This is a genomic window from Shewanella waksmanii, from assembly GCF_043643685.1.
Taxonomy (GTDB): Bacteria; Pseudomonadota; Gammaproteobacteria; order Enterobacterales; family Shewanellaceae; genus Shewanella; species Shewanella waksmanii_A.
Genome location: NZ_JBHZSN010000013.1, coordinates 114,095 through 135,649, shown reverse-complemented (window position 1 = coordinate 135,649; position 21,555 = coordinate 114,095). Strand labels below are relative to the sequence as shown.

Here is a 21,555-nt window from a genome sequence, read left to right as displayed (position 1 = left end):
AACTAGGCCAACCTAGTGGTTAGAAACTTGAATCAATTCAACACTGCCATCTTCATTAACCTCGGCAATTTGGCCTTTAGGCTCCTCCATAAACAACAAGATAAGGAAGCCTAATACGGCAGTTGCCGAGATGACATAAAAGAAGGTGCTGTAATCAACGAATGATAAAACGGTGAGGTAACATACTGCGCCGACATTACCATAGGCACCTGTCATGCCGGCAATCTGTCCTGTCATACGACGTTTAATCAATGGCACGGTGGCAAATACCGCCCCTTCGCCTGATTGTACGAAGAACGAACACACCATTGCCGCCGCCACAGCAACCCACACCGGCCACTCGCTGTTTACTTGCCCCATTAAGAAGTAACCCGCCGCTAAGCCTGCGGTCAGAATAAGTAAAGTAGGCTTACGACCAAACTTATCAGAAATCCATCCGCCACCCGGACGCGACATGAGGTTCATAAATGCATAGGCCGAAGCCACCATACCGGCAAGCACTGGGGAAAGGGTAAAGGTTTCGGCAAAAAACAGTGGCAACATTGATACCACCGCAAGCTCTGATCCAAAGGTGGCAAAATACAATACATTAAGCACAGCAACTTGCTTAAACTTGTACTGATGAACTTCTGGAACTGGCTGGCTAAATATCCACTTGTTCACCTTCCATACTTGACTCACTTCATACAGATACAGCACAGCTAAACCAGCATAAATAAAATACACTGTCATATCGGTTAGCATGGCGACACCGCTGGGCGATAATTTCCATGCCAGCAGCGCTAGCGCACCATACATAGGTAGCTTCATCAATAATAGTAACCAGAAATCTCCTTTCGAGGTCACCTCCATCGCCGTCAGATTTTTCGGTTTAAAGTAGGTCGCTCCTTTCGGGGTATCTTCAACATTGGTGTAAAACACAAAAGAGAAAATCAAGCTCATAACCCCGGTAACGGCCATGGCATAGCGCCAGCCATCATCACCGCCAAACATGAGTGCAACGGTTGGTAGAGTGAATGCAGCAGCCGCCGAACCAAAATTACCCCAACCACCATAAATACCTTCTGCGGTACCTAGCTGATTATGGGGGAACCACTCAGACACCAAGCGAATACCAATAACAAATCCAGCACCAATAAAACCAAGTAAGAATCGCGCGATGGCTGCTTGAGTAAAGCTGTCAGCTAACGCAAAGGCAAAACAGGGCAACGAGCAAATCGCTAATAATGCGGAATAAACCAGCCGTGGGCCAAACCGGTCAGTCAACATCCCGATAATGACTCGGGCGGGAATAGTAAATGCGACATTAAGAATCAACAGCGTCTTTATTTCTGCCGTGGTTAATCCCAATGTTTCTTTAACCGACTGCAATAATGGCGCAAAATTAAACCACACCACAAAGGTGATAAAAAATGCCATCCAGCTTAAATGTAGCACTTTCATCTTGCCGCTAAACGACAGTAGGTTGAAACGATTATCCGTACTCATAGTGACTCCTTGTAACTACAACTTACCTTTTTCAGGCCGCAAGAAGCTAGGCCACTTGCATTGCAGCTTTAAAATTAATAATTCGGTTCAATAGGCAGCCTATTGCTGCCCCTCAGGCTTAAGCAGCGCTTAGTAGTTGTATCTTTTCACCCGCATAACGCACTTGATACGTTTTGAGTTGATGTTCTGGAGACTGCAAGCAGCTACCAGTATTTAAACAAAAATGTTGTTTATACAATGGAGAGGCCACCACGACCTGCCCCTCGATACTGCCCATGATGCCTCGCGACAATACATTGGCTTGGCCTATTGGGTCATAATTAGAAACCGCATAAAGGCTGTCCGTTGTGCGGCAGCGAAATATAGCAACCTGTTCACTGTTCACCAGTGCACATACCCCCGTACCTGCTACCACATCATTACGATGGCAAATATCTATCCAATGACTCATGGCGCCTCCTAATCGACCAACTCAACTATGTTTATTTGTTCTGCTTGTAACTTTGGTTTAGGCACACGTTGCGCTCGTTCGCGGGCAAACGCCAAACCATCATCGTTCTGTTCACTATTAATAAAATGCTGGAATCGCTTCAGTTTCTCTGGACTTTCTAGCGTGGTTTTCCACTCACATTGATACTGAGCAATACAATGAGCCATTTCAGCTTCTAGCTCAGCAGCAAGGCCCAGTTTGTCGTCAATGATCACCTCTTTAAGGTAATCTAGCCCCCCCTCCAAGCTTTCTAACCACACGGAAGTGCGCTGCAAACGCTCAGCACTGCGGATATAAAACATCAAAAATCGATCGACATATTGAATTAGTGTTTGATCATCAAGATCCGATGCAAACAAATCGGCATGACGTGGGCGCATCCCACCATTACCACCGACGTACAGGTTCCAACCATTTTCGGTTGCGATAATACCGACATCCTTTGACTGCGCTTCTGCACACTCTCGGGTACATCCTGATACGGCAAATTTGAGTTTGTGGGGTGAGCGCAAGCCTTTGTAACGATTTTCAATATTTATGGCAAAACCCAAGCTGTCGTTAACCCCATAACGACACCAACTATCACCCACACAGGACTTAACCGTACGCACCGACTTACCGTAGGCATGGCCAGTTTCAAATCCCGCATCCACAAGACGGCGCCAAATCTGCGGTAATTCATGTAGCTGAGCCCCAAATAAATCGATTCGTTGACCGCCAGTTATCTTAGTGTAAAGATCGAAATCTTTAGCGACTTCACCCAGCACAATCAGCTTTTCAGGGGTGACTTCACCACCTGCAATACGCGGGACCACTGAATAAGTGCCATCTTTTTGCATATTACCAAGGTAAACATCATTGGTATCTTGCAATCCCACATGGGGCTCTTCTAACACGTAGTCATTCCAAAATGAGGCTAAAATCGACCCGACAGTTGGCTTGCAAACATCGCAACCCAGGCCGCTGCCATGACTTGCCAATAGCTCATCAAAAGTTTTTATTTTTTTGATTCTGACAATATCGGCCAGTTCTGGTCGGGTGTAAGCAAAATGCTCACACAGATTGTTGTCAACTTCATGGCCCAATGCAGCAAGCTCACTGTCGAGCACTTGTTTGACTAGTGCACTACAACCACCGCAACCTGTAGACGCTTTAGTGCAACTCTTTATTGCCGCCATATTTGTGGCGCCATCAGCAACAGCGGCTATCACATCACCTTTAGTCACATCAAAGCAGGAACATAACTGAGCAGACTCAGGTAAAGCCTCTACGCCAACACCTTGGCTTGCTTGGCCTTCAACATTGGGCAAAATCAGTGCTGAAGGGTGATCTGGCAGTGGCATGTCATTAAGCATCATCTGCAACAGCGAACCATATGCATCAACATCACCGACTAGCACCGCACCCAATACGCGATCACCGGCCTCATTGACGATTAACCGCTTGTAAACTTGAGCCACTTCATCATGGAAAGTATAAGATTGTGCTCCTGGAGTATTGCCATGGGCATCACCAATACTCGCAACATCCAAGCCAAGCAGCTTCAATTTGGTACTCATATCTGCACCGGTAAATCGCTGAGATTCACCACAGATATGGCTTGCTGCCGCAGCGGCCATGGCGTAACCCGGGGCCACTAAGCCGAAAATACGCCCTTGCCATAAGGCACATTCACCTATGGCGTAGATGTCATTATCGCTAGTTAAGCAGGCATCATTAATGACAATACCGCCACGCTCACCAATCGCTAAGCCACATTGGCGAGCCAACTCATCTTGCGGTCGGATGCCCGCAGAAAATACGATCATGTCTGTTTCTAAGTGACTGCCATCGGCAAAGTTCAGTCGATAGCGACTTTGCTGACCTGCAACAATTTCGGTGGTTGCTTTGTCGGTATGCACGCTAACCCCGAGATCTTCAATTTGATGTTTAAGTAAGTTAGCACCACCATCATCTAATTGAACCGCCATTAGCCGTGGTGCAAACTCAACAACATGGGTTTCCAAACCTAAGTTTTTTAGGGCGTTAGCAGCTTCTAAGCCTAACAAGCCACCACCAATAACGACGCCTTTTTCACTGTGGCAGCTCGACTCGGTAATCGCTTCTAAATCATCAATGGTGCGGTATACCAAACAATGCTCAGCTTCATGACCGGGAATGGGGGGAACAAAAGGATACGAGCCAGTCGCCAGAACCAGTTTGTCGTAATGCACTTGTTCGCCACTTGCCGTAGTCACACTGTGGGCTTGAGGATCAATATGCGTCACTTTTTCATTTAAGAGGAATTTCACCCCGTGTTGCTGATAGTAATCCGCATCAGTTAGCGCCAAATCTTGCTCGGTTTTACCATTAAAATAAGCACTAAGCTGTACGCGGTCATAGGCAAGTCGAGACTCTTCTGAGAATGTCGCTAATTGAAATTGCTCAGCCTTTTCATGCGCCAACATGTTATCGATAAACTTGTGGCCAACCATGCCGTTGCCCACCACAAGTATTGAAATTTTTTCCATTATGATTCTCTCCAAACGATGAACTAGGCGCTAAGGCGCGTGGTGGAAACAGCGGTTGTCGATGCAACTTGTTGTTCAAACCAACTAAGTTGCTCTGCTAAATCAACGACTTTGCCAACAACAATCAAAGTGGGGGACTGCAACTGATGTTGTACAACAAGCTCAGGTAACTGGGCTAACTTGCCCTGTATCAAGCGTTGGTCTGTAGTACAGCCACGCTCTATCAATGCCACCGGCGTTTGACTATCTAGTCCAGCAGCTTGCAACTGTGTGCTAATCATTTGGCTTTTACTCAACCCCATATAAAACACTAAGGTGTGGTTTAACAATGCAAGCCCGTGCCAATTAATTTGCAGATCGGTTTCAGCGTGTGCAGTAACAAAGGTACAACCTTGAGACACGCCTCTGTGGGTCAATGGGATACCGGCATAAGCCGTACAACCTGCCGCTGCGGTAATACCAGGAATAATTTCAACAGCAATGCCTTGCTGTTTTAAGCTCATCACCTCTTCGCCACCGCGACCGAATACAAAAGCATCCCCGCCTTTTAGTCGGCAAATATGCTTACCTTGAAGTGCTTTCTCAACTAACAGCTCATTGATGCGAGATTGCTCAACACTATGATGATTTTTGGCTTTACCGACATATAAGGTTGGCGTTGTACTTGGAAATAATGCGCAAATTTCCTCGCTAACAAGGCGATCATAAATAATTAGATCGGCTTGCTGTATACAGCGTAGTGCTTTGACCGTTAACAACTCCGGGTCTCCTGGGCCGGCCCCAACAAGGCTAACGCTACCTTTCTCCTTGCCACTAAACGGGAGCACACTCTGCTTAACTTGGTGTGTTGGTTTACTCATAGTTAGCCCTCTGCCTGATTCGTGTATCTTGTGGAATAATTTGAGCAAAGGTAGTGCCAACTTTATCGGTCACAATTAAAAAATACACATAAACACATGAATATATTTAATTTTTAATGAAACACGAAAGCAAAGGAAAGTTCAAAGGTATCATTTTATTCAATACAGACTTGATATTTGCGCACCCTGTTAGTGCAAACAAAGATCAAAACAGGGCATATCAGCTATATCACTGAAAATTATACAAACAACCACATACCTCTTTATAGGTACACCTATAGAATAACAAAAATAAATAACTGTAAAATATAGATTTATTTTTAATAACTTATAATTACCCTCCTCTGGCCTAAAGATTGCTACGTACATCAACACCAATGTAAACAAGGTGATAACCCAGATGAGCCAGAACCCTAGCAGTCCATGGATAAAATCAACCTGCGCCTATTGTGGTGTTGGCTGTGGTATTGAGGCAAAGCCACTCGTAAATGGCTCTTTATCTATAAGAGGAGATGAACATCATCCTGCCAACTTCGGGCAGCTTTGCTCTAAAGGTATGGCATTGGGAGAAACCACAGTCACCACAGGGCGTCTATTACACCCTCGCATTGACAACCGCGATAGCAACTGGTGTGAAGCACTGGATTATGTAGCCGAAAAATTTACTCAAACTATCGACAAATATGGCCCTGACTCTGTTGCTTTTTATCTATCTGGTCAGCTGCTAACCGAAGACTATTACGTAGCAAACAAACTAATGAAAGGGTTCATTGGTAGCGCTAACGTGGATACCAATTCACGACTATGCATGTCATCCAGTGTCGCAGGCCATAAACGTGCATTTGGCAGCGACAGTGTCCCCGGTTGTTACCAAGATATAGACGATGCCGATGTGGTTATTTTAGTCGGATCCAATTTGGCTTGGTGTCACCCAATTCTTTTTCAAAGGTTCAAAAAAGCCAAGAAAAAACAACCAGGTAAAAAACTCATTGTCATCGATCCTAGAGCAACAGCAAGCACCGTTGAAGCCGATCTACATCTTGCCATTAAACCCGGAACCGACGTGTTACTGTTTAATGGTTTACTGAACTATTTAGCCAAGCACCAATTGACCGATAATGAATACTTATCTCAACATACCCAAGGCTATGCAGCGAGCTTAGAAGCTACCCAGCAATGTGATGATATAAACTTACTTAGCCAAGAGTTAACGGTAAGCGAAACCGACGTGTTGGCGTTTTTCCAGCTATTTGCCAGAAACGATAAAGTCACCACCTTATACTCGCAAGGCGTGAATCAATCGAGCCAGGGCACAGATAAAGTCAACAGCATCATTAACTGCCACCTCGCCACAGGAAAAATTGGCCGCCCAGGCGCAAACCCGTTTTCAATAACAGGTCAGCCTAATGCCATGGGGGGCAGAGAAGTGGGTGGCCTTGCCAACACTCTCGCCGCACACCTGGACTTTGACAATAAACAGCATCTACAGCTTGTGAGTGAATTTTGGCAAACCGCAAATCTAGCAAGCCAGCCCGGCTTGAAAGCTATCGAGATGTTCGATGCTATCGCCAACGGCACCATTAAAGCGGTATGGATCATGGCAACCAACCCAGCAGTCAGTTTGCCAAATAGTGAATTTATTCAACAGGCATTAGCCAAATGCCCTATGGTCGTTGTCTCTGACTGTATTGCCGATACCGATACCGGCCGGCTAGCCAATGTGCAACTACCAGCCCAAGGCTGGTCTGAGAAATCCGGTACAGTCAGTAATTCAGAGCGGCGAATATCTCGGCAGCGACGCCTTACTGTGTCTCCCGGTGAAGCTAGGCCAGACTGGTGGATGGTTAGCGAAGTGGCGAAGAAAATGGGATTTGCACATGCATTTAATTATCGACATGAAGCCGATATTTTTCGAGAATACGCTGGGCTCACCGCAAAAGCACACGCACAGTTTAATACCGACTTGGATTTATCAGGTTTAGTCGATATCAGTGATAGTCAATATATCAATATGTCGCCACAACAATGGCCAGTCACTGAGTATCAACCCAATCTTGTCCATCAACATCTTTTAGACAAAGGCCGCTACTACACTGCAAACGGCAAAGCGAATTTAATTCCTGTCCGTTATCAGCCTTCGCCGCAGCAAACAGACCAACAATATCCACTGCTGTTAAATAACGGCCGAATTCGCGATCAGTGGCATACCATGACACGTACCGGATTATCGGTGACCTTAAGCAGCCATCAAGCCGAACCGCAACTTTGGCTTAACCCCAAGGATGCAAAAAAATATCAACTTCACCAAGGCGCAATTGCTTGCATTGATAGCCACCACAACCGCCAAGCGATCATGATGCGGGTAAATCTTAGTGAGCAGATGCCAACTGGGCAGTTATTTGCGCCAATTCACTGGAACAACAGCAATGCTTCTGCAGCAAAAATTGCCAGTTTAGGTCACGCCGTTATTGATCCTATCTCTGGTCAACCTGAGATGAAACATACCCCGGTCAAGGTAACGCCTTTCGATTACCGTAGCCAAGCCATGTTAGTGAGCCGAACCGCAGTTGAATTCAGTTCAGATATTGCATATTGGGTGCAGCAAACCATTGATGGCGGTTACCGCTATTTTATCGCTACTAGTATGCAAGTTAGCGAACTTACTGAACAGTTAATGCAATTACGCCCAAACACATGTGCCCAGCAGAGCAGTCAATCGAGCTCATCACTGCAACGTTTTATTATGACCGGTCAACAGGGTATAGAGTTCGCATTTAGCTGCGCTAAGCATATCGATGTCGATCAATATGATTGGTTTAGCCTACTGCTCAGTCCCACCAATACCGCAGAGCTAACCCAACGCCAAAACAGTATTTTGGCAGGACAACCGCAAGGCGAGTTAACCAAAGGCAAAATAATCTGCGCCTGTAAACAGGTTGGACTAAACCAGATTTGTAGCGCCATCAACAGCCAAGGACTGACAAGCACACAGCAGGTACAACAGGTTACGCAAGCGGGCACGGGATGCGGTAGCTGTATTGCAGAGATACAATCAATTTTGGCACAAAGCCTTGAGCCAACAAACTAGTTAGTAAGCACTTACATCAAAACCAATTTTAATGTAAGTGCTAAATTAATAACGCTTATTTTGGTCGCAATGCCAACACTTTATCAATATCCTGTGCGCTATTTCGTTGTGGAACTTGCTCCCACTCTTCGCCCCAAGCGCGATTAACGATGCGCCCGCGTTGAACTGCTTGACGCTGCTCTAGCTGTTTTGCCCATCTTAAAACATGGGTATAGCTGGCAACATTAAGGAACTCAGCCGCTTCATACAAGTTCCCCAATACCAAGTTGCCATACCAAGGCCAAATAGCCATGTCGGCAATACTATAGGTATCACCCGCGACAAACTCATGTTGAGCAAGCTGCTTATCTAACACATCAAGCTGACGTTTTGCCTCCATGGCAAAGCGGTTAATCGGGTACGCTTGCTTTACGTCAGCATAAGCATAGAAATGACCAAATCCGCCACCTAAAAACGGCGCAGAACCTTGTGCCCAAAACAGCCAGTTCAATGTTTGTGTCCGTTGCGCACCCTCGGCTGGCAAGAACAAGCCAAACTTCTCCGCTAAATGCACTAATATAGAGGCCGACTCGAATACATTCACTGGCTGTTCACCACTGTTATCCACCAGCGCGGGGATTTTAGAGTTTGGGTTAACCCCAACAAAACCAGATGAGAACTGATCTAACTCACTAATATTTATCAGAAAGGCATCGTACTCAGCCTCTTTAACTCCTGCGGCAAGCAACTCTTCCAGCATGATAGTCACTTTCTGGCCATTTGGCGTTCCTAAGGAATATAACTGTAGGGCATGGTCACCGACAGGGAGGCCTTGCTGATGTCGCGCACCTGAAACAGGACTGTTTATGTTAGCCCATTTATTGCCACCTTCGGTGTCATTAACCCAAACTTTAGGGGGAGTGTATTCGCTTGCCATGGGAGATCCTCAATTAAAAAAATGATGGTCACTATTCAATATCTGGCCTTTTGTCTCAGTTACAAGGGTCTAGATAAATCATTGTTGACATATTTAATCAGGTATTTGTATAAGCCATAAAAAAAGCCTGAGTTGACTCAGGCTTTTTTGAATCGAGTTTATCGAGACTAGCTGATGTAACTTTGGCCAGCATAGACCACAAAATGTCTTAAGGCCAACACCCCTAAAATCGTGCTGCAAGACACAGTAATAAGGAAACCTTTGGTATGCTTCCAAGCGCTAGGTGCAAAGGTGCTTGCTAATACAGGAACCCCGAGACCTAAGCCCACAACACCAAACCAAAACACGCTAGCCCAAGTGCCTGTGGTAATTGCTGCAGTAGCTGCTTGTGCTGCTGGCCCAGAGAAATTTAGTCCCACAAATAGCAACACTAAACACAGTGCCTCATTGAAAGCCACAGGGTATTCGATGCGATGAACCTGCTCGATACAATCTGACTCTTTCTTGCTGAAAAACAAGGTTGCGACAAGAATATTCCCCGCCGATCCCGCTGATAATGCCGATGCTAAGAACAGCGCTGGCAGTACCGCCGTATTTAAAATGGGATAACTGATCATCGCCGACAATAAAAAGCCGGTATACCCCCCCCCCCCTAAAGCTAACGCAAAGATTAACTTGTTTAAGCTGCCTTCAAGTTGACGACAAACCTTAAGGGTACCCGCTAGCCAAGGCGCATATTGCAGTAGCTGCTTTTCAAACACTAAAGCTGCAAACACAAACACCAGTGGGATATACACCAATAGTGCGAGCCCCCCCCAAGCCATTACAGAGGTAAAGTTGTAGTTAATGAGGATAAGATAGAACTCAAATGGCTTAGTTAAATCTAATACCAGTAGCGCCATACCCAAACAGATTGCCACAGGGCCAATGACTGCCGCCGCTTTTATCACAGGTAACCCCTCACTGGGTAAGCCGCGACTTTGTTTGTACCATTTAAGCCCCATGTCCACCAGCATTAATGGTCCCGTTTACCTGGTAGATGATGACGATGCCATTATTGATGCCATTGGGTTTCTTATGGAAGGTTATGGATATGCCCTAACTAGCTTTCAATGTGGGCAAACATTTTTGGCTAATATAGACCTACAACAGCCTGGTTGTGTCATTTTAGATGCTCGCATGCCCGGGCTCACTGGCCCAGAAATACATCAGCTGTTAAAACAAGCCAACAGCCCGTTGGCGGTTATCTTCTTAACCGGTCATGGCGATGTCCCTATGGCTGTAGATGCCTTTAAGAATGGAGCATTTGATTTCTTTCAAAAGCCTGTTCAAGGGGCGGCCCTATCCCAAGCTATCAATAAGGGGTTGGCATATAGCCACCGCCAACATTGGAAGCTAAGCCATCAGAATCTCATCAACAGTTTATCGGCGCGAGAAAAGCAGATATTTGAGTTAGTGATTGCAGGTAATACCAATAAACAAATGGCCAACCAGTTGTGTGTTGCCATTCGTACCATTGAAGTTCATCGCGCCAAAATGATGAGCAAACTGGGCGTTAGCAACTTAGCAGAACTGGTAAAGCTCGCACCGTTACTGCATATGAATTAACCGGTAAACGCAAGCACTGCATAAACAGCGGCTATTCAAGGTGTTGTTGAAGCTTATTTTTTAGTGGTCGCAGCAACATTTCACTCCATATCACGGCGTAAAGGAATGGCAAAATCAACACAGGTACCGAGTAACGGAGCAGCCACTGTATATGATCACGGTCAAACTGCTGGCCCAGATCAACCACAAATGCCACAAGGCCAACCAACCACACCAATACCGCACTGGCATACACATAGGTGATTTGATATTGATACAAGCTGGCTAAGCGCCGAAGAGGCTCGCCTCCCTGAATATCTTCAGCAAATAGATATTTAAGTCCGGCTAGACTTTTTAGTAGTCCATCAACTCCCACACTTAGGCACGTTAGCAACCCCGTAAAACTGAGCAATAAAATCGCAATGGGTAAATCGATATAGGTACTGATTTCAGCGACCACAGAAAATAAGCTAAGCATTAACGCAACAGCTAATACAATGACTAAACCACCTCGCATGATCTTCTCCTTTGTCCAATCAGCTTCAATGACGGCATTGCTCCCTTGTAAATCAACAGGAGAAACTTGGTAGGCAGAAGCTAAGGCTAATACCGACTCTGCCGACGCTCGCCCTTCGGATTCTATCCGCTGAACCGTTCTAAGTGACAGGCCACTTACTTTGGCAAGTAACTCCTGCGACCACCCCTGACGTCGGCGGTACTGTTTCAATTTATCAACGCATAACTGCATGGGTTAACGTTCAACCTTATGTCCATATTCACCTTAAACAGCATGAATGACCTCCCCTAATTAGGCAATAAATATAGCCCGCCAGTTTTACGCCAACGCGGTATTTTTCCCTTGATGACACCTAAAAAAGTCGCTAAATTTAATTAGATAGCGAAATTGCAACCACTGGTTGACAAAATAACAACCACACTTGCTAGTCTGCAACCCACTGATTTTTTACGCTAGCTCCACTACCACATACGAAGGAATGCATGACATGATTTTAGCGGAAAAGATTACTAAATTAAGAAAACAGTTGGGCTGGTCTCAAGAAGAACTCGCAGAGAAAATGGATGTTTCTCGACAATCTGTATCTAAATGGGAAAGCACCAATAGCATTCCTGATTTAAATAAGATAATTCGTTTAGCTGATATTTTTGAGGTGTCGACAGACTTTCTACTCAAAGATAACTACGAAAACATGAATGAGCATCTAGATCAAAAATCTAGCAGCATCACTCAAGTTAGTTTAGAACAAGCCAATGACTATATTGACAGTAAAATGCAGACGGCAGCACTCAACACCAAAGGGGTGATTCTATGTGTTTGCGCGGCAATTCCATTGTTTTTCTTCAAAGCGATGGCTGAAACTCAGCGACTCAATATCAGTGAAGACCTTGCCACTGCAATCGGTCTTGTCAGTGTGTTAGCGCTGGTGGCCATCGCCGTAAGCTTTTTTATTAGAACCAACCAACACGAAGCTGAAACTGAAATTATCGATAATGAAAAATTTGAACTCGCCTATGGTGTTCATAGTGTCTTTAGTGAGCGCTTAAAAGCATATCGACCCAGTTACAATAGCAAGCTGACTATCGCTATTGGTCTGTTTATGTTCAGTTTTGTGCCATTAATGGTCGTAGCCGTATTATTCAACAGCACTGAAGCGGTGATGATGATGCTGATATTACTGTTAATGATGCTATCTGCTGGACTGTATATCATTATCCCCGCATCAGCCCGCTTTGATGCTTACAATAAGATACTTGAAGAAAGCGGGTTAGAAACCGAGAAGTCTAAACGCAACAAACGCGCTGAAAAGCTCGCTGCTTTCTATTGGCCATTGATCACCGCCATTTATCTAGGTTGGAGTTTATGGACCATGGAGTGGGGCGTAACCTGGATAGTTTGGCCTGTTGGTGCGGTTCTATTTGGGGCTTGTGTTGGATTAATGGAGCTATTCAATAAGCAAGATGACTAAAGCCATTTGTGGCCAACTATAGATGGCCACACTAATTACACTGTCCTTTTGGGTGTAATTAGGTTCAAAATACCAATTGGTCAATAAGGGTACGTAGATGTTGTAGGCCTTTACCTTTATTGACCATTTTCCAAGCCATATAGATATCGTCGGTTTGGTTATGAGCGTCAGTGACCTCTATTGCCACCAGCTCACCTCGCGCTAGTTGATGCTGTACACGGCCAACGGGCAAAAAACCTACGCCGATACCTGCGGTAATTGCGGCAATTTTATGATCAACGCTATCGACATAAAATCGTTGCGACTGCTCAATCACATTGGTTGACCAGGGCACCCCTTTTTTAGCTGAATCATGCACAACAACAGTGCGATACTGAGCAATATCCGCCTTAGTTATAGGTTGGTTTTGATGTGCGAGTGGGTGCGAGTGAGCAACGATAAGTTTTTGTAGAATTTGATAAACCGGCGTTGCTCTAATTCCTTGCTGGCTAGGAACCGGCGCAGGCGCGCCAATTAATAGATCAATTCGGTCTTCAATCAATGCTTCCCAGCCGCCATTCATCACCTCTTCAGTTAAATCTATTTCGATATTAGGGTGATGAATTAAAAACTCTGCCAATACAGGTAGTAATAAAGTCACATCAAAAATTGTGTCGAAAGTTACCCGTATTTTGGGTTCCCAGCCATGGGATATGGTTTGAGTTTGCTGAGCAATATTCCCAACAACCCCTAGCACTTTACGTCCTTCATCTAACAAATATCGGCCTGCAGGCGTCAATATTGATCGCCGCCCTTGGCGTACAAACAAGGTGACAGACAGCTGTTCCTCGAGTTTTTGCACTATATAAGATACCGCTGATGGCACTTTATTCAATTGCTCCGCTGCAGCAGCAAAGCTACCTCGATTATCAATCGCATCCAATACCAGTAGCGCTTCTAATGTAATAGGAGAATGCTGCATAACGGCCAACCTAATTGTTCAAATATTTTGAACATATTAGGCAAATAATGACGGTTATTCCACTAATAAAGCTTATTTACAATGGCTTCATATTCAAAGGCAACCACAGTAATACGCCTAAAAATTTGAGGAAAAGTAAAATGAACACACTATCGCTAAAAACCATTCTAAGCTCGCAATCTAGCTTATCAACCCTCCCCCTCCGCCTTATCGCCGGCACTATCTTCGCCGCGCACGGAGCACAAAAACTGTTTGCTTGGTTTGGTGGTTATGGATTAGAGGGAACAGGTCAATGGATGGAATCCATCGGCCTAGCACCAGGCTTTTTAATGGCATTACTTGCCGGTAGTGCAGAATTCTTTGGCGGCCTTTTACTCATCCTAGGCCTGTTAACTCGACCAACTGCATTAGTACTTGCCTTTACCATGCTGGTGGCCATTTTTAGCGTGCATTTTGAAAATGGTTTGTTCATGTCAAACAACGGCTATGAATTTGGCCTAGCATTATTTGCAATCAGTTTAGCTTTGGTATTTCAAGGTGGTGGACGTTTCGCCCTTGATAACTCACTGGTTGGCAAAATTAGCTAATCCTATTGTCATTCATCACAAAACAGTTAAAGGAGCATCATTATGGGACTTATAGTTGACGGTAAGTGGGTCGATAAGTGGTATGAAACCAAAAGTAATAAAGGTGAATTTCAACGCCAAGAAAGCCGCTTTCGCCATACCATTTCAAACGATAAGGACAGTATTTACCCTGTCGAAGCGGGTCGCTATCACCTGTATGTCTCTTTGGCATGTCCTTGGGCACACCGGACTTTGATATTTAGGCAGCTAAAACAACTTGAAGAGATTATCTCTGTAAGTGTGGTCATGCCTGAAATGCGCGAAAACGGCTGGCAGTTTGGCGAAGATGGTAGTGGTTATAGCGATGATTTGTACCAGCAACAATACATGTATCAACTGTATTTGCGCGCTGCCAGTGACTATCAAGGTAGAGTTACAGTGCCGGTATTATGGGATAAAAAGACCCAAACCATCGTCAATAATGAATCCAGTGAGATCATTCGCATCTTTAACAGTGCCTTTAACGATCTAACGGGTAACCATGACGACTATTATCCCGTCGCACAGCGTGACGAAATAGATGCTGTTAACGAACGTATTTACCACACAATCAATAATGGCGTATACCGCGCAGGTTTTGCGACCACTCAAGAAGCCTATGAACAAGCTTTTGATGAATTATTTGCCAGCTTAGATTGGCTAGAGCAGCACTTAAGCGACCACCGTTATTTAGTGGGCGACACATTAACCGAAGCTGATTGGCGTTTATTTACCACTTTGATTCGCTTTGATGCGGTTTACCACGGCCATTTTAAATGTAATCGCAATAAATTAAGTGAATTCCACCACATCAGCAATTATGTGCGCGAGTTATACCAGTTTGCCAATGTGGCAAGCACTGTCGATCTGCAATATACCAAGGTGCACTACTACGCCAGTCACGACAGCATTAACCCGACGCTGATTGTCCCGAAAGGTCCGCAGCAAAACTTCAACTTACCCCATGATAGAGCTAGCGTGATCGGCTGATCACGCAATAGAGCGAGGAAGTAACATGATTAACGCTATCTCCTATGAGCAACTAGGCAAAGCCAATTACGGTTGGCTACAAGCTAACTATCATTTTAGCTTTGCCCATTATTACAACCCCGAGCGTATGGGCTTTGGTACCTTACGGGTAATTAATGACGATAAAGTACAAGCAGGAGGTGGCTTTCCTTCGCATCCACATCAAAATATGGAAATCATTAGCTTTATTCGGAGCGGCGCAATAACCCATAAAGACAGCATGGGCAATCAAGGCGTCACCGAAGCTGGCCAAGTACAAGTGATGAGTGCCGGTACTGGGATTATGCATTCGGAATACAATCTATCCAAAGAAGCATTAACCTTGTACCAGATTTGGATAACACCAAAAACCATGAATATCGCGCCGCGTTGGGACAGCAAACAGTTTCCAACCACGGTCGCTAGCGATGAGTTACCGCTGTTAGTCTCTGGTTACGCAAAAGACAAAGAACAAGCACTTTACATCAACCAAGATGCAAGAATTTACGGTGGTAAAATCGCAGCAGGAAGCCAAATCACTGTGCCTATTGCTCATCAAGCTTATGTGCTTGCTTCACACGGCAGCTTTACCGTGGCCGATAGCGACAATGAACCAGTTAGGTTAAATCAAGGTGATGGCGCCCAAATGACCCAACAAGATGAGCTAATAATTACTGCTGAAACAAACAGCGAAGTGATAGTGATTGATGCGCCGTAGCACCACAAATAGTCGTGCTCGAAAATTACAAAATTTGCAGGATCTTTACTTGTATGGGTCCTGTTTAATAGCGTTCAAACCTACCATCCATTGTCTACTGCTAATAGCGAAATAACATTAGATGAACAAGGCGCCATTTTAAGCTAAACAGTATTTAACTCAGCAAACCCTAAAGCTTCAGTTTAAGGTTAGTATCTTAAGCAAACTAACATGAGATATGCAAATAATGAAACGACTATTAACCCGATTGGCATGCCATCTTAAATGAGCTAAATGCTGTTGCTGACATAGTTGACTTTCAAACTGTTAGCTTAACTTTCATTATCTGAAAGCCTACATCTCCACAATGAGATTGAATATTGAGCAAAAAATAAAGGCTCTACCATGGACAACTATTCTGACTTCCCATTTCGAGAGCTTTATTTTTACAATCACCTATCTAACTCTTGCTACAAGTGGTTTTTATGACTGTTATACCACTTATCATAAGCTAACTATGGGCTGACTTGAAAAGAATTCTCGACAAATTCACACATTGCTATACTGAGAAAACAAATCTCGTCAAAACTCATCGAGTGGAGCTCTGCCATCATAGGGAATGCTTAGAAAAAGTATAAGATACTGTCACTAATGCAATTCATTAAATTGATAAATAAGCGTAATCAAGTGACCTCGATACTCAAAGTAAATACCATCAAACACCCCCCCTCCAGGAACCTTAACACATAGTTCAGGACACAGCTTCAGCTGAAAACACCGAGCGGCTGTGTCCAAAAAAACGACTTGGGATGCGTCAAACTCCAAATAGACACCAACAAAAGGGTAAATGGCTTTAAACAAGCTTTCTTTAGCCGAAAATGTCAGCGTTGTTGCAACCTCAATTGGAATATTTCGTTCATCAAAAAAGCACTGTTCCTCTCCTGACATGACTATTTGCGCGATATCATATGCTGTCTCAAGTCGCATGATAGGTTCAATATCGACACCCAACACTACATTACTTGCTCTCTCTGATACCACAGAAATTGCAATGTCGGCAGTATGCGATATCGACCCCAGAGTATTATCTGGCCAAAGAGGTACTCGCTCTCGACCTGACCTGACCTGATGTTCGCGTACCCCGAGCTTTGACAGAGCGCATTTTGCAGCATAACGACCAGCAAGAAATTCAGCTTGTCTAGTGGCAACAGATTGTATGATACGCATTGGCTTTTCAATTTCAAAAGAATCAAATAGTTGCGGATGATAATCAGCTTGCGAATAATGACAAACGCAAAAATGCACATTAAAACGTTTATAAAAACAAGTTGATAGAGAGGAAATAAACTCCTTAAATGGTTGTGCCCTCTGCTCCCCTTTAGCCACTATCATTTAACTTACCTCTCGATAGCCCATACCACTTGATTGAGCAAGAATCTTGGTTAATAACATACAAATATCTCGCAATGCTGCATCGTTATGGTTAATAAAAAAATGCCCTCCCGTATACGATTTGACAGTTATAGGATACATAGTAAAAGCCTGCCATTGCTCAACTGTAGTGGCAGGAACCCTACAGTCTTCAGTACCACACAATGCGGTTATCGGACATGCTAACTTATTGACTTGCCCAATATAGGTTTCAGCTATTTGAAAGTCTGCACGAAAAGTGGGTTCGAGCAATGCCATCATTTCCTTGTTCTCACGCAACTCATCTGGAATACCATCCATATCGTAGATTATTTGCATAAACGCATCTGAGGAAAGTGTATAGGTTGGTGAAGAAAAGCATGGGATATTTGGAGCTCGGCTGCCTGAAGCAACAAAGTGTAATGGCATAGGCAAGCCGCGAGCTGTGGCACGCCTGATAAATTCATAACCAACTCTAGCCCCAAGACTATGACCGAAAATCGCATAGGGTTTTTCAGCGAGCAAGTGGCTATCTTCTAGCAGGTTTTTAACTAACTCCTCCATGGAAGTATAAGGTGACTCGAAAAAACGAGCCCCCCTACCTGGGGCGTTTAGAGCAAAAACTTCAAAGTCTTGAGGTACCTGCTCTGGCCAACTTGAAAACATCGAGGCATTACCGCCAGCACAAGGAAAGCATATAAGCCGATACTTAGCAGATGGGTTAGGAGCTATCGCTTTAAGTAGAGGTTGTGAATTAGTCTTAAAGCCTTTTGTCATTGGTAAGCAATGCATAATATTTATCCTGTTTTAAATACGCTTTAGACGCATAAAATGTATAGAAGAAACGCTAAACCAATTGACTAAACGACTGCGAAAGTGACCCAAATCGCCAATTAACATATAAAGTGATGGCACCACAAGAAGACTAACCAATGTGGCAAACAATATTGAACAGCCCAACGAAACGGCCATAGGCACAATAAGCTTAGCCTGCAGGCTAGATTCAAACATTAAAGGCAAAACACCCGCAAAGGTCGTCAATGACGTTAGCAATATAGGGCGGAAGCGTTTGCACCCTGCCTCTATTGTTGCTTGTCTAATCGTCAAGCCTTTCCCTCTAGCATGGTTGATATAATCAATCATGACTAGCGCGTCATTGATGACGACCCCTGCAGCAGCGATCAAGCCAAAAATAGACATGGTGCTAAGGTGGATGCCAAACAGGTAATGCCCCCATATTGCTCCGGTATAGCTAAGGGGAATAACAAGTAAAATGATAAAGGGCTGGCTATAGGATTTAAGAGGGGCTGCCAACAGAATATAAACGCCAATCAGCCCCGCAATGAGAAAAATAAGCTGTTCATTTAGCTGACTCTTTTGTTCTTGAATGTTGCCACCCAACTCCGTTGTCACACCAGGAAATTGTTGTTTAACCATCGGTAATATGGCTGATTCTATAATCGATACTGCGCGATCAGGTGATACAATTGACGCGTTAACCGATCCCCAAACATACACGTTTCGTAAGCCTTGTTCACGTCTAATCTTGCTACTTCCTGGAACAAGTTCAAGTTGTGCGATGTCACCTAACATTACATCGTCACCATCAGGAGTTTTAACCACAGCATATTGCAACCAAGCTATCTGTTGACGTGTGGAAAGCGGATACCTAACGATCACTCGTTTTTCTTCTTTGTTAAGCATAATGCGCTGTGCTTCATTGCCATAGAAGCTGAACCCGATTTGTGTTGCTACACTTTTTAAACTCAAGCCTAAATCACTTGCCACAGGTTTTAACGTCATCTGAATTTCTCGACCGGCCATATCAATCGACGAATTAATATCAATAAAACCTTGTTGTGCTTTAAGTTCATTAATCAAGGTTAATGCAGCGCTTTGCAGTTGTTTTATATCTTTACCGTAAAGACGATAGCCAAAATCTCCATCGTCAGACGATGCGTTTAAATCATCTTGAATTGTAATGGCTTTTATACCTGGTAAAGATGGCATGCTTTGACGCCAGCGTTTAGACAGCTCGAAGGTGTCGTACGGACGAATGATATCATCGACTAACGGCACAACAAGCCTAGCCTCTGTGCGCCCATCATTAAGGGCTAGAATATCGCGGATCATCTTTTGACCATATTCTTCTTCAGTCTTCTGGTCTATTTGTATGATGTGCTGCTCAATAGCTTTTAGCGTATCAATAGTATCACCAACGGTACTATCATTAGTCATCTGTATACTGATGATAGGAAAATCATGGGGAATACTAGGGTTAGCAACAAATTTGACTCGAGATGATGTAATTAGCGCAGTAGATACAAACAAAATGGCAAAGAAAAAAACAATTGTTAACCATTTATGATCAACACAACGGCTAATTAGGGTGCGAAAAGTTCCATTGATAAATCCATACAAACGCTTGTCAAACTTCTCTCTCCAAGGGCTTTGGCAAGAATTCACTGGTGTCAAATTAGCCAGGTGAGCAGGCAAGATTAGTTTAGACTCAACTAAACTAAAAGCTAGACACAGGATAGTTACCATTGCGATGCCATAAAATAGAGCACTGTCTGGTCCCGACGAAAAGACAAATGGTACGAAAACTGTCATCGTTGTTAGCACACCAAAGGTAGCTGGCGTAGCTACTTTCTTCACACCAAATATCACATTTTCAATGCCCGCCCCTTTGCTATTCACTTCGGTGTAAACGCTCTCAGCAGTCACAATGGCATCATCAACCACTATGCCTAACACCATAATGAAGGCAAACAAGGTAATAATGTTAATACTCAATCCAAACAACGGCATCAACATGACGGCACCAAGAAAGCAAATCGGTAATCCCGCCATAACCCACAATGCCAGTTTCAGCCGCAGGAAAAGGGTCAGTAAAATGGCAACAAGACAAGCTCCCTGCAACAAATTGGATAGCATCATTTGCAATCTTGCATCAAGGTAGTAGGTATAATCGACTAACGTTTCCAGCACTAAGCCGGATGGAAGTGAAGCATTTTTTTGTGATACGTAGTGCTTAACCGTATCTGCAACAGTCGTAATACTCTGTTCTTCAGTAGCATTGATGATAAGAGACACAGCATTTTTACCCGAGAATGTCAGGTAGCTACCACCATTTACATCGTCTTCGGAAATATTTGCCAACTCACCGAGCAATACCTTACCGCCATCATCACCATACTTCACTGGAATTGAAGCAAACTCATGAGGGTAGTACGATTGGTTGACGGCACGAATGGCCAAATCTCCTTGGTCCGATTTGATTAGGCCCGCTGAAATATTAGCTGAATGCTGTACTATCGCTTCAGAAATATCATCAATCGACAATTCAAACTCTTTTAATTTATAGGGAGGGATTTCAATGGCTATCTCTTCTTCGGGACCCAGAAGCTCAACCAGTGTTACTTGTTCAAGTCTCAATAGTTCATCTTTGACCTCTTGCCCGGCCACTTTTAACTGGGTTAAAGGAATATTCCCAACTAATGAAATCTCCATCACATTTTGAATTGAGCGATCCAGAGTCACCAACACTGGTTCCATATTGAGTGGGAAACTAGCAACGCTATCTATCTGAGCTTTTACTTTGTCTAGCGCTCGATCTGGATTGGCTCGCCTATCAAGCTTAATCGAAACCCGGCCACTCCCATGCATAGCTGTAGAGATTACTTTATCAATTTCTGACACGCCTTTAACGGCCTCTTCAATTTTGATAAGGATCAGCTCTTCAACCTCTTTTGCCGATGCACCAGGTAGTGAGACAGCAACACGCACTTTACTTGGGGCCTGATCAGGAAATAATTGCTGCTTAATGGAGAAGTAACTCAATAAACCTATAATCGCAATGAAAAGCATCAGCAAGTTTGCTGCTACTGTATTTTTAGCAAAATAGCTAATGAGCCCAGTGTGCCTTGATATAGATGAAGTTTGCATAT

General features: G+C 44.1%; 17 protein-coding genes. 6 read left to right on the top strand and 11 right to left on the bottom strand.

From position 1 onward, the window contains the following. Positions 1-12: 12 nt before the first annotated feature. From ACHUFW_RS18190 to cobA, 4 genes are all read right to left on the bottom strand, one after another. Complete coding sequence (locus tag ACHUFW_RS18190) at positions 13-1,488, bottom strand: NarK family nitrate/nitrite MFS transporter (RefSeq protein ID WP_394205041.1); 1,476 nt, start codon at positions 1,486-1,488, stop codon at positions 13-15. Between the two features lie 118 nt (positions 1,489-1,606). After that, the gene (gene nirD / locus ACHUFW_RS18185) at positions 1,607-1,939 is read right to left on the bottom strand and encodes a nitrite reductase small subunit NirD (protein WP_394205040.1); all 333 of its coding nucleotides are present in this window, start codon (positions 1,937-1,939) and stop codon (positions 1,607-1,609) included. Between the two features lie 8 nt (positions 1,940-1,947). Beyond that, on the bottom strand, positions 1,948-4,488 hold the full coding sequence (nirB, locus tag ACHUFW_RS18180) for a nitrite reductase large subunit NirB (protein WP_394205039.1): 2,541 nt from the start codon (positions 4,486-4,488) through the stop codon (positions 1,948-1,950). Between the two features lie 23 nt (positions 4,489-4,511). Then, positions 4,512-5,348 (bottom strand): uroporphyrinogen-III C-methyltransferase, encoded by an 837-nt coding sequence (gene cobA, locus ACHUFW_RS18175; protein WP_394205037.1) that lies wholly within the window; start codon positions 5,346-5,348, stop codon positions 4,512-4,514. Positions 5,349-5,748: 400 nt separating this feature from the next. On the opposite strand from cobA, the gene ACHUFW_RS18170 reads away from it, so the two are divergent. Then, positions 5,749-8,436, top strand: coding sequence for a molybdopterin-dependent oxidoreductase (locus ACHUFW_RS18170; protein ID WP_394205035.1), 2,688 nt, complete (start codon positions 5,749-5,751; stop codon positions 8,434-8,436). Positions 8,437-8,491: 55 nt separating this feature from the next. Here ACHUFW_RS18170 and yghU read toward each other — a convergent pair whose 3' ends face one another. Together yghU and nrfD are read right to left on the bottom strand one after the other, a co-directional pair. Further along, entirely contained in the window at positions 8,492-9,352 is an 861-nt protein-coding gene (gene yghU / locus ACHUFW_RS18165) for a glutathione-dependent disulfide-bond oxidoreductase (protein ID WP_394205034.1), read from the bottom strand. 167 nt (positions 9,353-9,519) lie between these two features. Then, positions 9,520-10,368 (bottom strand): NrfD/PsrC family molybdoenzyme membrane anchor subunit, encoded by an 849-nt coding sequence (gene nrfD / locus ACHUFW_RS18160; protein ID WP_394205032.1) that lies wholly within the window; start codon positions 10,366-10,368, stop codon positions 9,520-9,522. On the opposite strand from nrfD, the gene ACHUFW_RS18155 reads away from it, so the two are divergent. Beyond that, positions 10,355-10,960 (top strand): response regulator transcription factor, encoded by a 606-nt coding sequence (locus ACHUFW_RS18155; RefSeq protein WP_394205030.1) that lies wholly within the window; start codon positions 10,355-10,357, stop codon positions 10,958-10,960. The two genes, nrfD and ACHUFW_RS18155, sit on opposite strands and share 14 nt — an antisense overlap. A gap of 31 nt (positions 10,961-10,991) precedes the next feature. Here ACHUFW_RS18155 and ACHUFW_RS18150 read toward each other — a convergent pair whose 3' ends face one another. Further along, the gene (locus tag ACHUFW_RS18150) at positions 10,992-11,687 is read right to left on the bottom strand and encodes a helix-turn-helix domain-containing protein (RefSeq protein ID WP_394205028.1); all 696 of its coding nucleotides are present in this window, start codon (positions 11,685-11,687) and stop codon (positions 10,992-10,994) included. A 256-nt stretch (positions 11,688-11,943) separates the two neighbouring features. Here ACHUFW_RS18150 and ACHUFW_RS18145 point away from each other — a divergent pair, with 256 nt between their 5' ends. Continuing rightward, complete coding sequence (locus ACHUFW_RS18145; RefSeq protein ID WP_394205026.1) at positions 11,944-12,924, top strand: helix-turn-helix domain-containing protein; 981 nt, start codon at positions 11,944-11,946, stop codon at positions 12,922-12,924. Between the two features lie 64 nt (positions 12,925-12,988). On the opposite strand, the gene ACHUFW_RS18140 is transcribed toward ACHUFW_RS18145, so the two are convergent. After that, positions 12,989-13,885: a LysR substrate-binding domain-containing protein gene (locus ACHUFW_RS18140; protein ID WP_394205025.1), complete on the bottom strand. Its 897-nt coding sequence runs from the start codon at positions 13,883-13,885 to the stop codon at positions 12,989-12,991. A gap of 140 nt (positions 13,886-14,025) precedes the next feature. Between ACHUFW_RS18140 and ACHUFW_RS18135 the strand changes: the two genes are divergently transcribed. The 3 genes from ACHUFW_RS18135 to ACHUFW_RS18125 are packed head-to-tail and all read left to right on the top strand — an operon-like array spanning position 14,026 to position 16,216. Beyond that, positions 14,026-14,472, top strand: coding sequence for a DoxX family protein (locus ACHUFW_RS18135; protein ID WP_394205023.1), 447 nt, complete (start codon positions 14,026-14,028; stop codon positions 14,470-14,472). Between the two features lie 42 nt (positions 14,473-14,514). Further along, positions 14,515-15,480, top strand: coding sequence for a glutathione S-transferase family protein (locus ACHUFW_RS18130; RefSeq protein ID WP_394205022.1), 966 nt, complete (start codon positions 14,515-14,517; stop codon positions 15,478-15,480). A gap of 25 nt (positions 15,481-15,505) precedes the next feature. Continuing rightward, positions 15,506-16,216: a pirin family protein gene (locus tag ACHUFW_RS18125; RefSeq protein WP_394205020.1), complete on the top strand. Its 711-nt coding sequence runs from the start codon at positions 15,506-15,508 to the stop codon at positions 16,214-16,216. Between the two features lie 627 nt (positions 16,217-16,843). Here the strand turns inward: ACHUFW_RS18125 and ACHUFW_RS18120 are convergent. The 3 genes from ACHUFW_RS18120 to ACHUFW_RS18110 are packed head-to-tail and all read right to left on the bottom strand — an operon-like array spanning position 16,844 to position 21,553. After that, positions 16,844-17,587, bottom strand: coding sequence for a 4'-phosphopantetheinyl transferase family protein (locus tag ACHUFW_RS18120; RefSeq protein ID WP_394205018.1), 744 nt, complete (start codon positions 17,585-17,587; stop codon positions 16,844-16,846). Beyond that, the gene (locus tag ACHUFW_RS18115) at positions 17,588-18,397 is read right to left on the bottom strand and encodes a thioesterase II family protein (protein ID WP_394205017.1); all 810 of its coding nucleotides are present in this window, start codon (positions 18,395-18,397) and stop codon (positions 17,588-17,590) included. A gap of 15 nt (positions 18,398-18,412) precedes the next feature. Then, positions 18,413-21,553, bottom strand: coding sequence for an efflux RND transporter permease subunit (locus tag ACHUFW_RS18110; RefSeq protein ID WP_394205015.1), 3,141 nt, complete (start codon positions 21,551-21,553; stop codon positions 18,413-18,415). Positions 21,554-21,555: the final 2 nt, after the last annotated feature.

Excerpts from the sequence above, each read along its gene's own strand:
- ACHUFW_RS18190 (WP_394205041.1), bottom strand. The coding sequence starts at position 1,488 with ATGAGTACGGATAATCGTTTCAACCTACTGTCGTTTAGCGGCAAGATG.
- nirD (WP_394205040.1), bottom strand. The coding sequence starts at position 1,939 with ATGAGTCATTGGATAGATATTTGCCATCGTAATGATGTGGTAGCAGGT.
- nirB (WP_394205039.1), bottom strand. The coding sequence starts at position 4,488 with ATGGAAAAAATTTCAATACTTGTGGTGGGCAACGGCATGGTTGGCCAC.
- cobA (WP_394205037.1), bottom strand. The coding sequence starts at position 5,348 with ATGAGTAAACCAACACACCAAGTTAAGCAGAGTGTGCTCCCGTTTAGT.
- ACHUFW_RS18170 (WP_394205035.1), top strand. The coding sequence starts at position 5,749 with ATGAGCCAGAACCCTAGCAGTCCATGGATAAAATCAACCTGCGCCTAT.
- yghU (WP_394205034.1), bottom strand. The coding sequence starts at position 9,352 with ATGGCAAGCGAATACACTCCCCCTAAAGTTTGGGTTAATGACACCGAA.
- ACHUFW_RS18155 (WP_394205030.1), top strand. The coding sequence starts at position 10,355 with ATGTCCACCAGCATTAATGGTCCCGTTTACCTGGTAGATGATGACGAT.
- nrfD (WP_394205032.1), bottom strand. The coding sequence starts at position 10,368 with ATGCTGGTGGACATGGGGCTTAAATGGTACAAACAAAGTCGCGGCTTA.
- ACHUFW_RS18150 (WP_394205028.1), bottom strand. The coding sequence starts at position 11,687 with ATGCAGTTATGCGTTGATAAATTGAAACAGTACCGCCGACGTCAGGGG.
- ACHUFW_RS18145 (WP_394205026.1), top strand. The coding sequence starts at position 11,944 with ATGATTTTAGCGGAAAAGATTACTAAATTAAGAAAACAGTTGGGCTGG.
- ACHUFW_RS18140 (WP_394205025.1), bottom strand. The coding sequence starts at position 13,885 with ATGCAGCATTCTCCTATTACATTAGAAGCGCTACTGGTATTGGATGCG.
- ACHUFW_RS18135 (WP_394205023.1), top strand. The coding sequence starts at position 14,026 with ATGAACACACTATCGCTAAAAACCATTCTAAGCTCGCAATCTAGCTTA.
- ACHUFW_RS18130 (WP_394205022.1), top strand. The coding sequence starts at position 14,515 with ATGGGACTTATAGTTGACGGTAAGTGGGTCGATAAGTGGTATGAAACC.
- ACHUFW_RS18125 (WP_394205020.1), top strand. The coding sequence starts at position 15,506 with ATGATTAACGCTATCTCCTATGAGCAACTAGGCAAAGCCAATTACGGT.
- ACHUFW_RS18120 (WP_394205018.1), bottom strand. The coding sequence starts at position 17,587 with ATGATAGTGGCTAAAGGGGAGCAGAGGGCACAACCATTTAAGGAGTTT.
- ACHUFW_RS18115 (WP_394205017.1), bottom strand. The coding sequence starts at position 18,397 with ATGCATTGCTTACCAATGACAAAAGGCTTTAAGACTAATTCACAACCT.
- ACHUFW_RS18110 (WP_394205015.1), bottom strand. The coding sequence starts at position 21,553 with ATGCAAACTTCATCTATATCAAGGCACACTGGGCTCATTAGCTATTTT.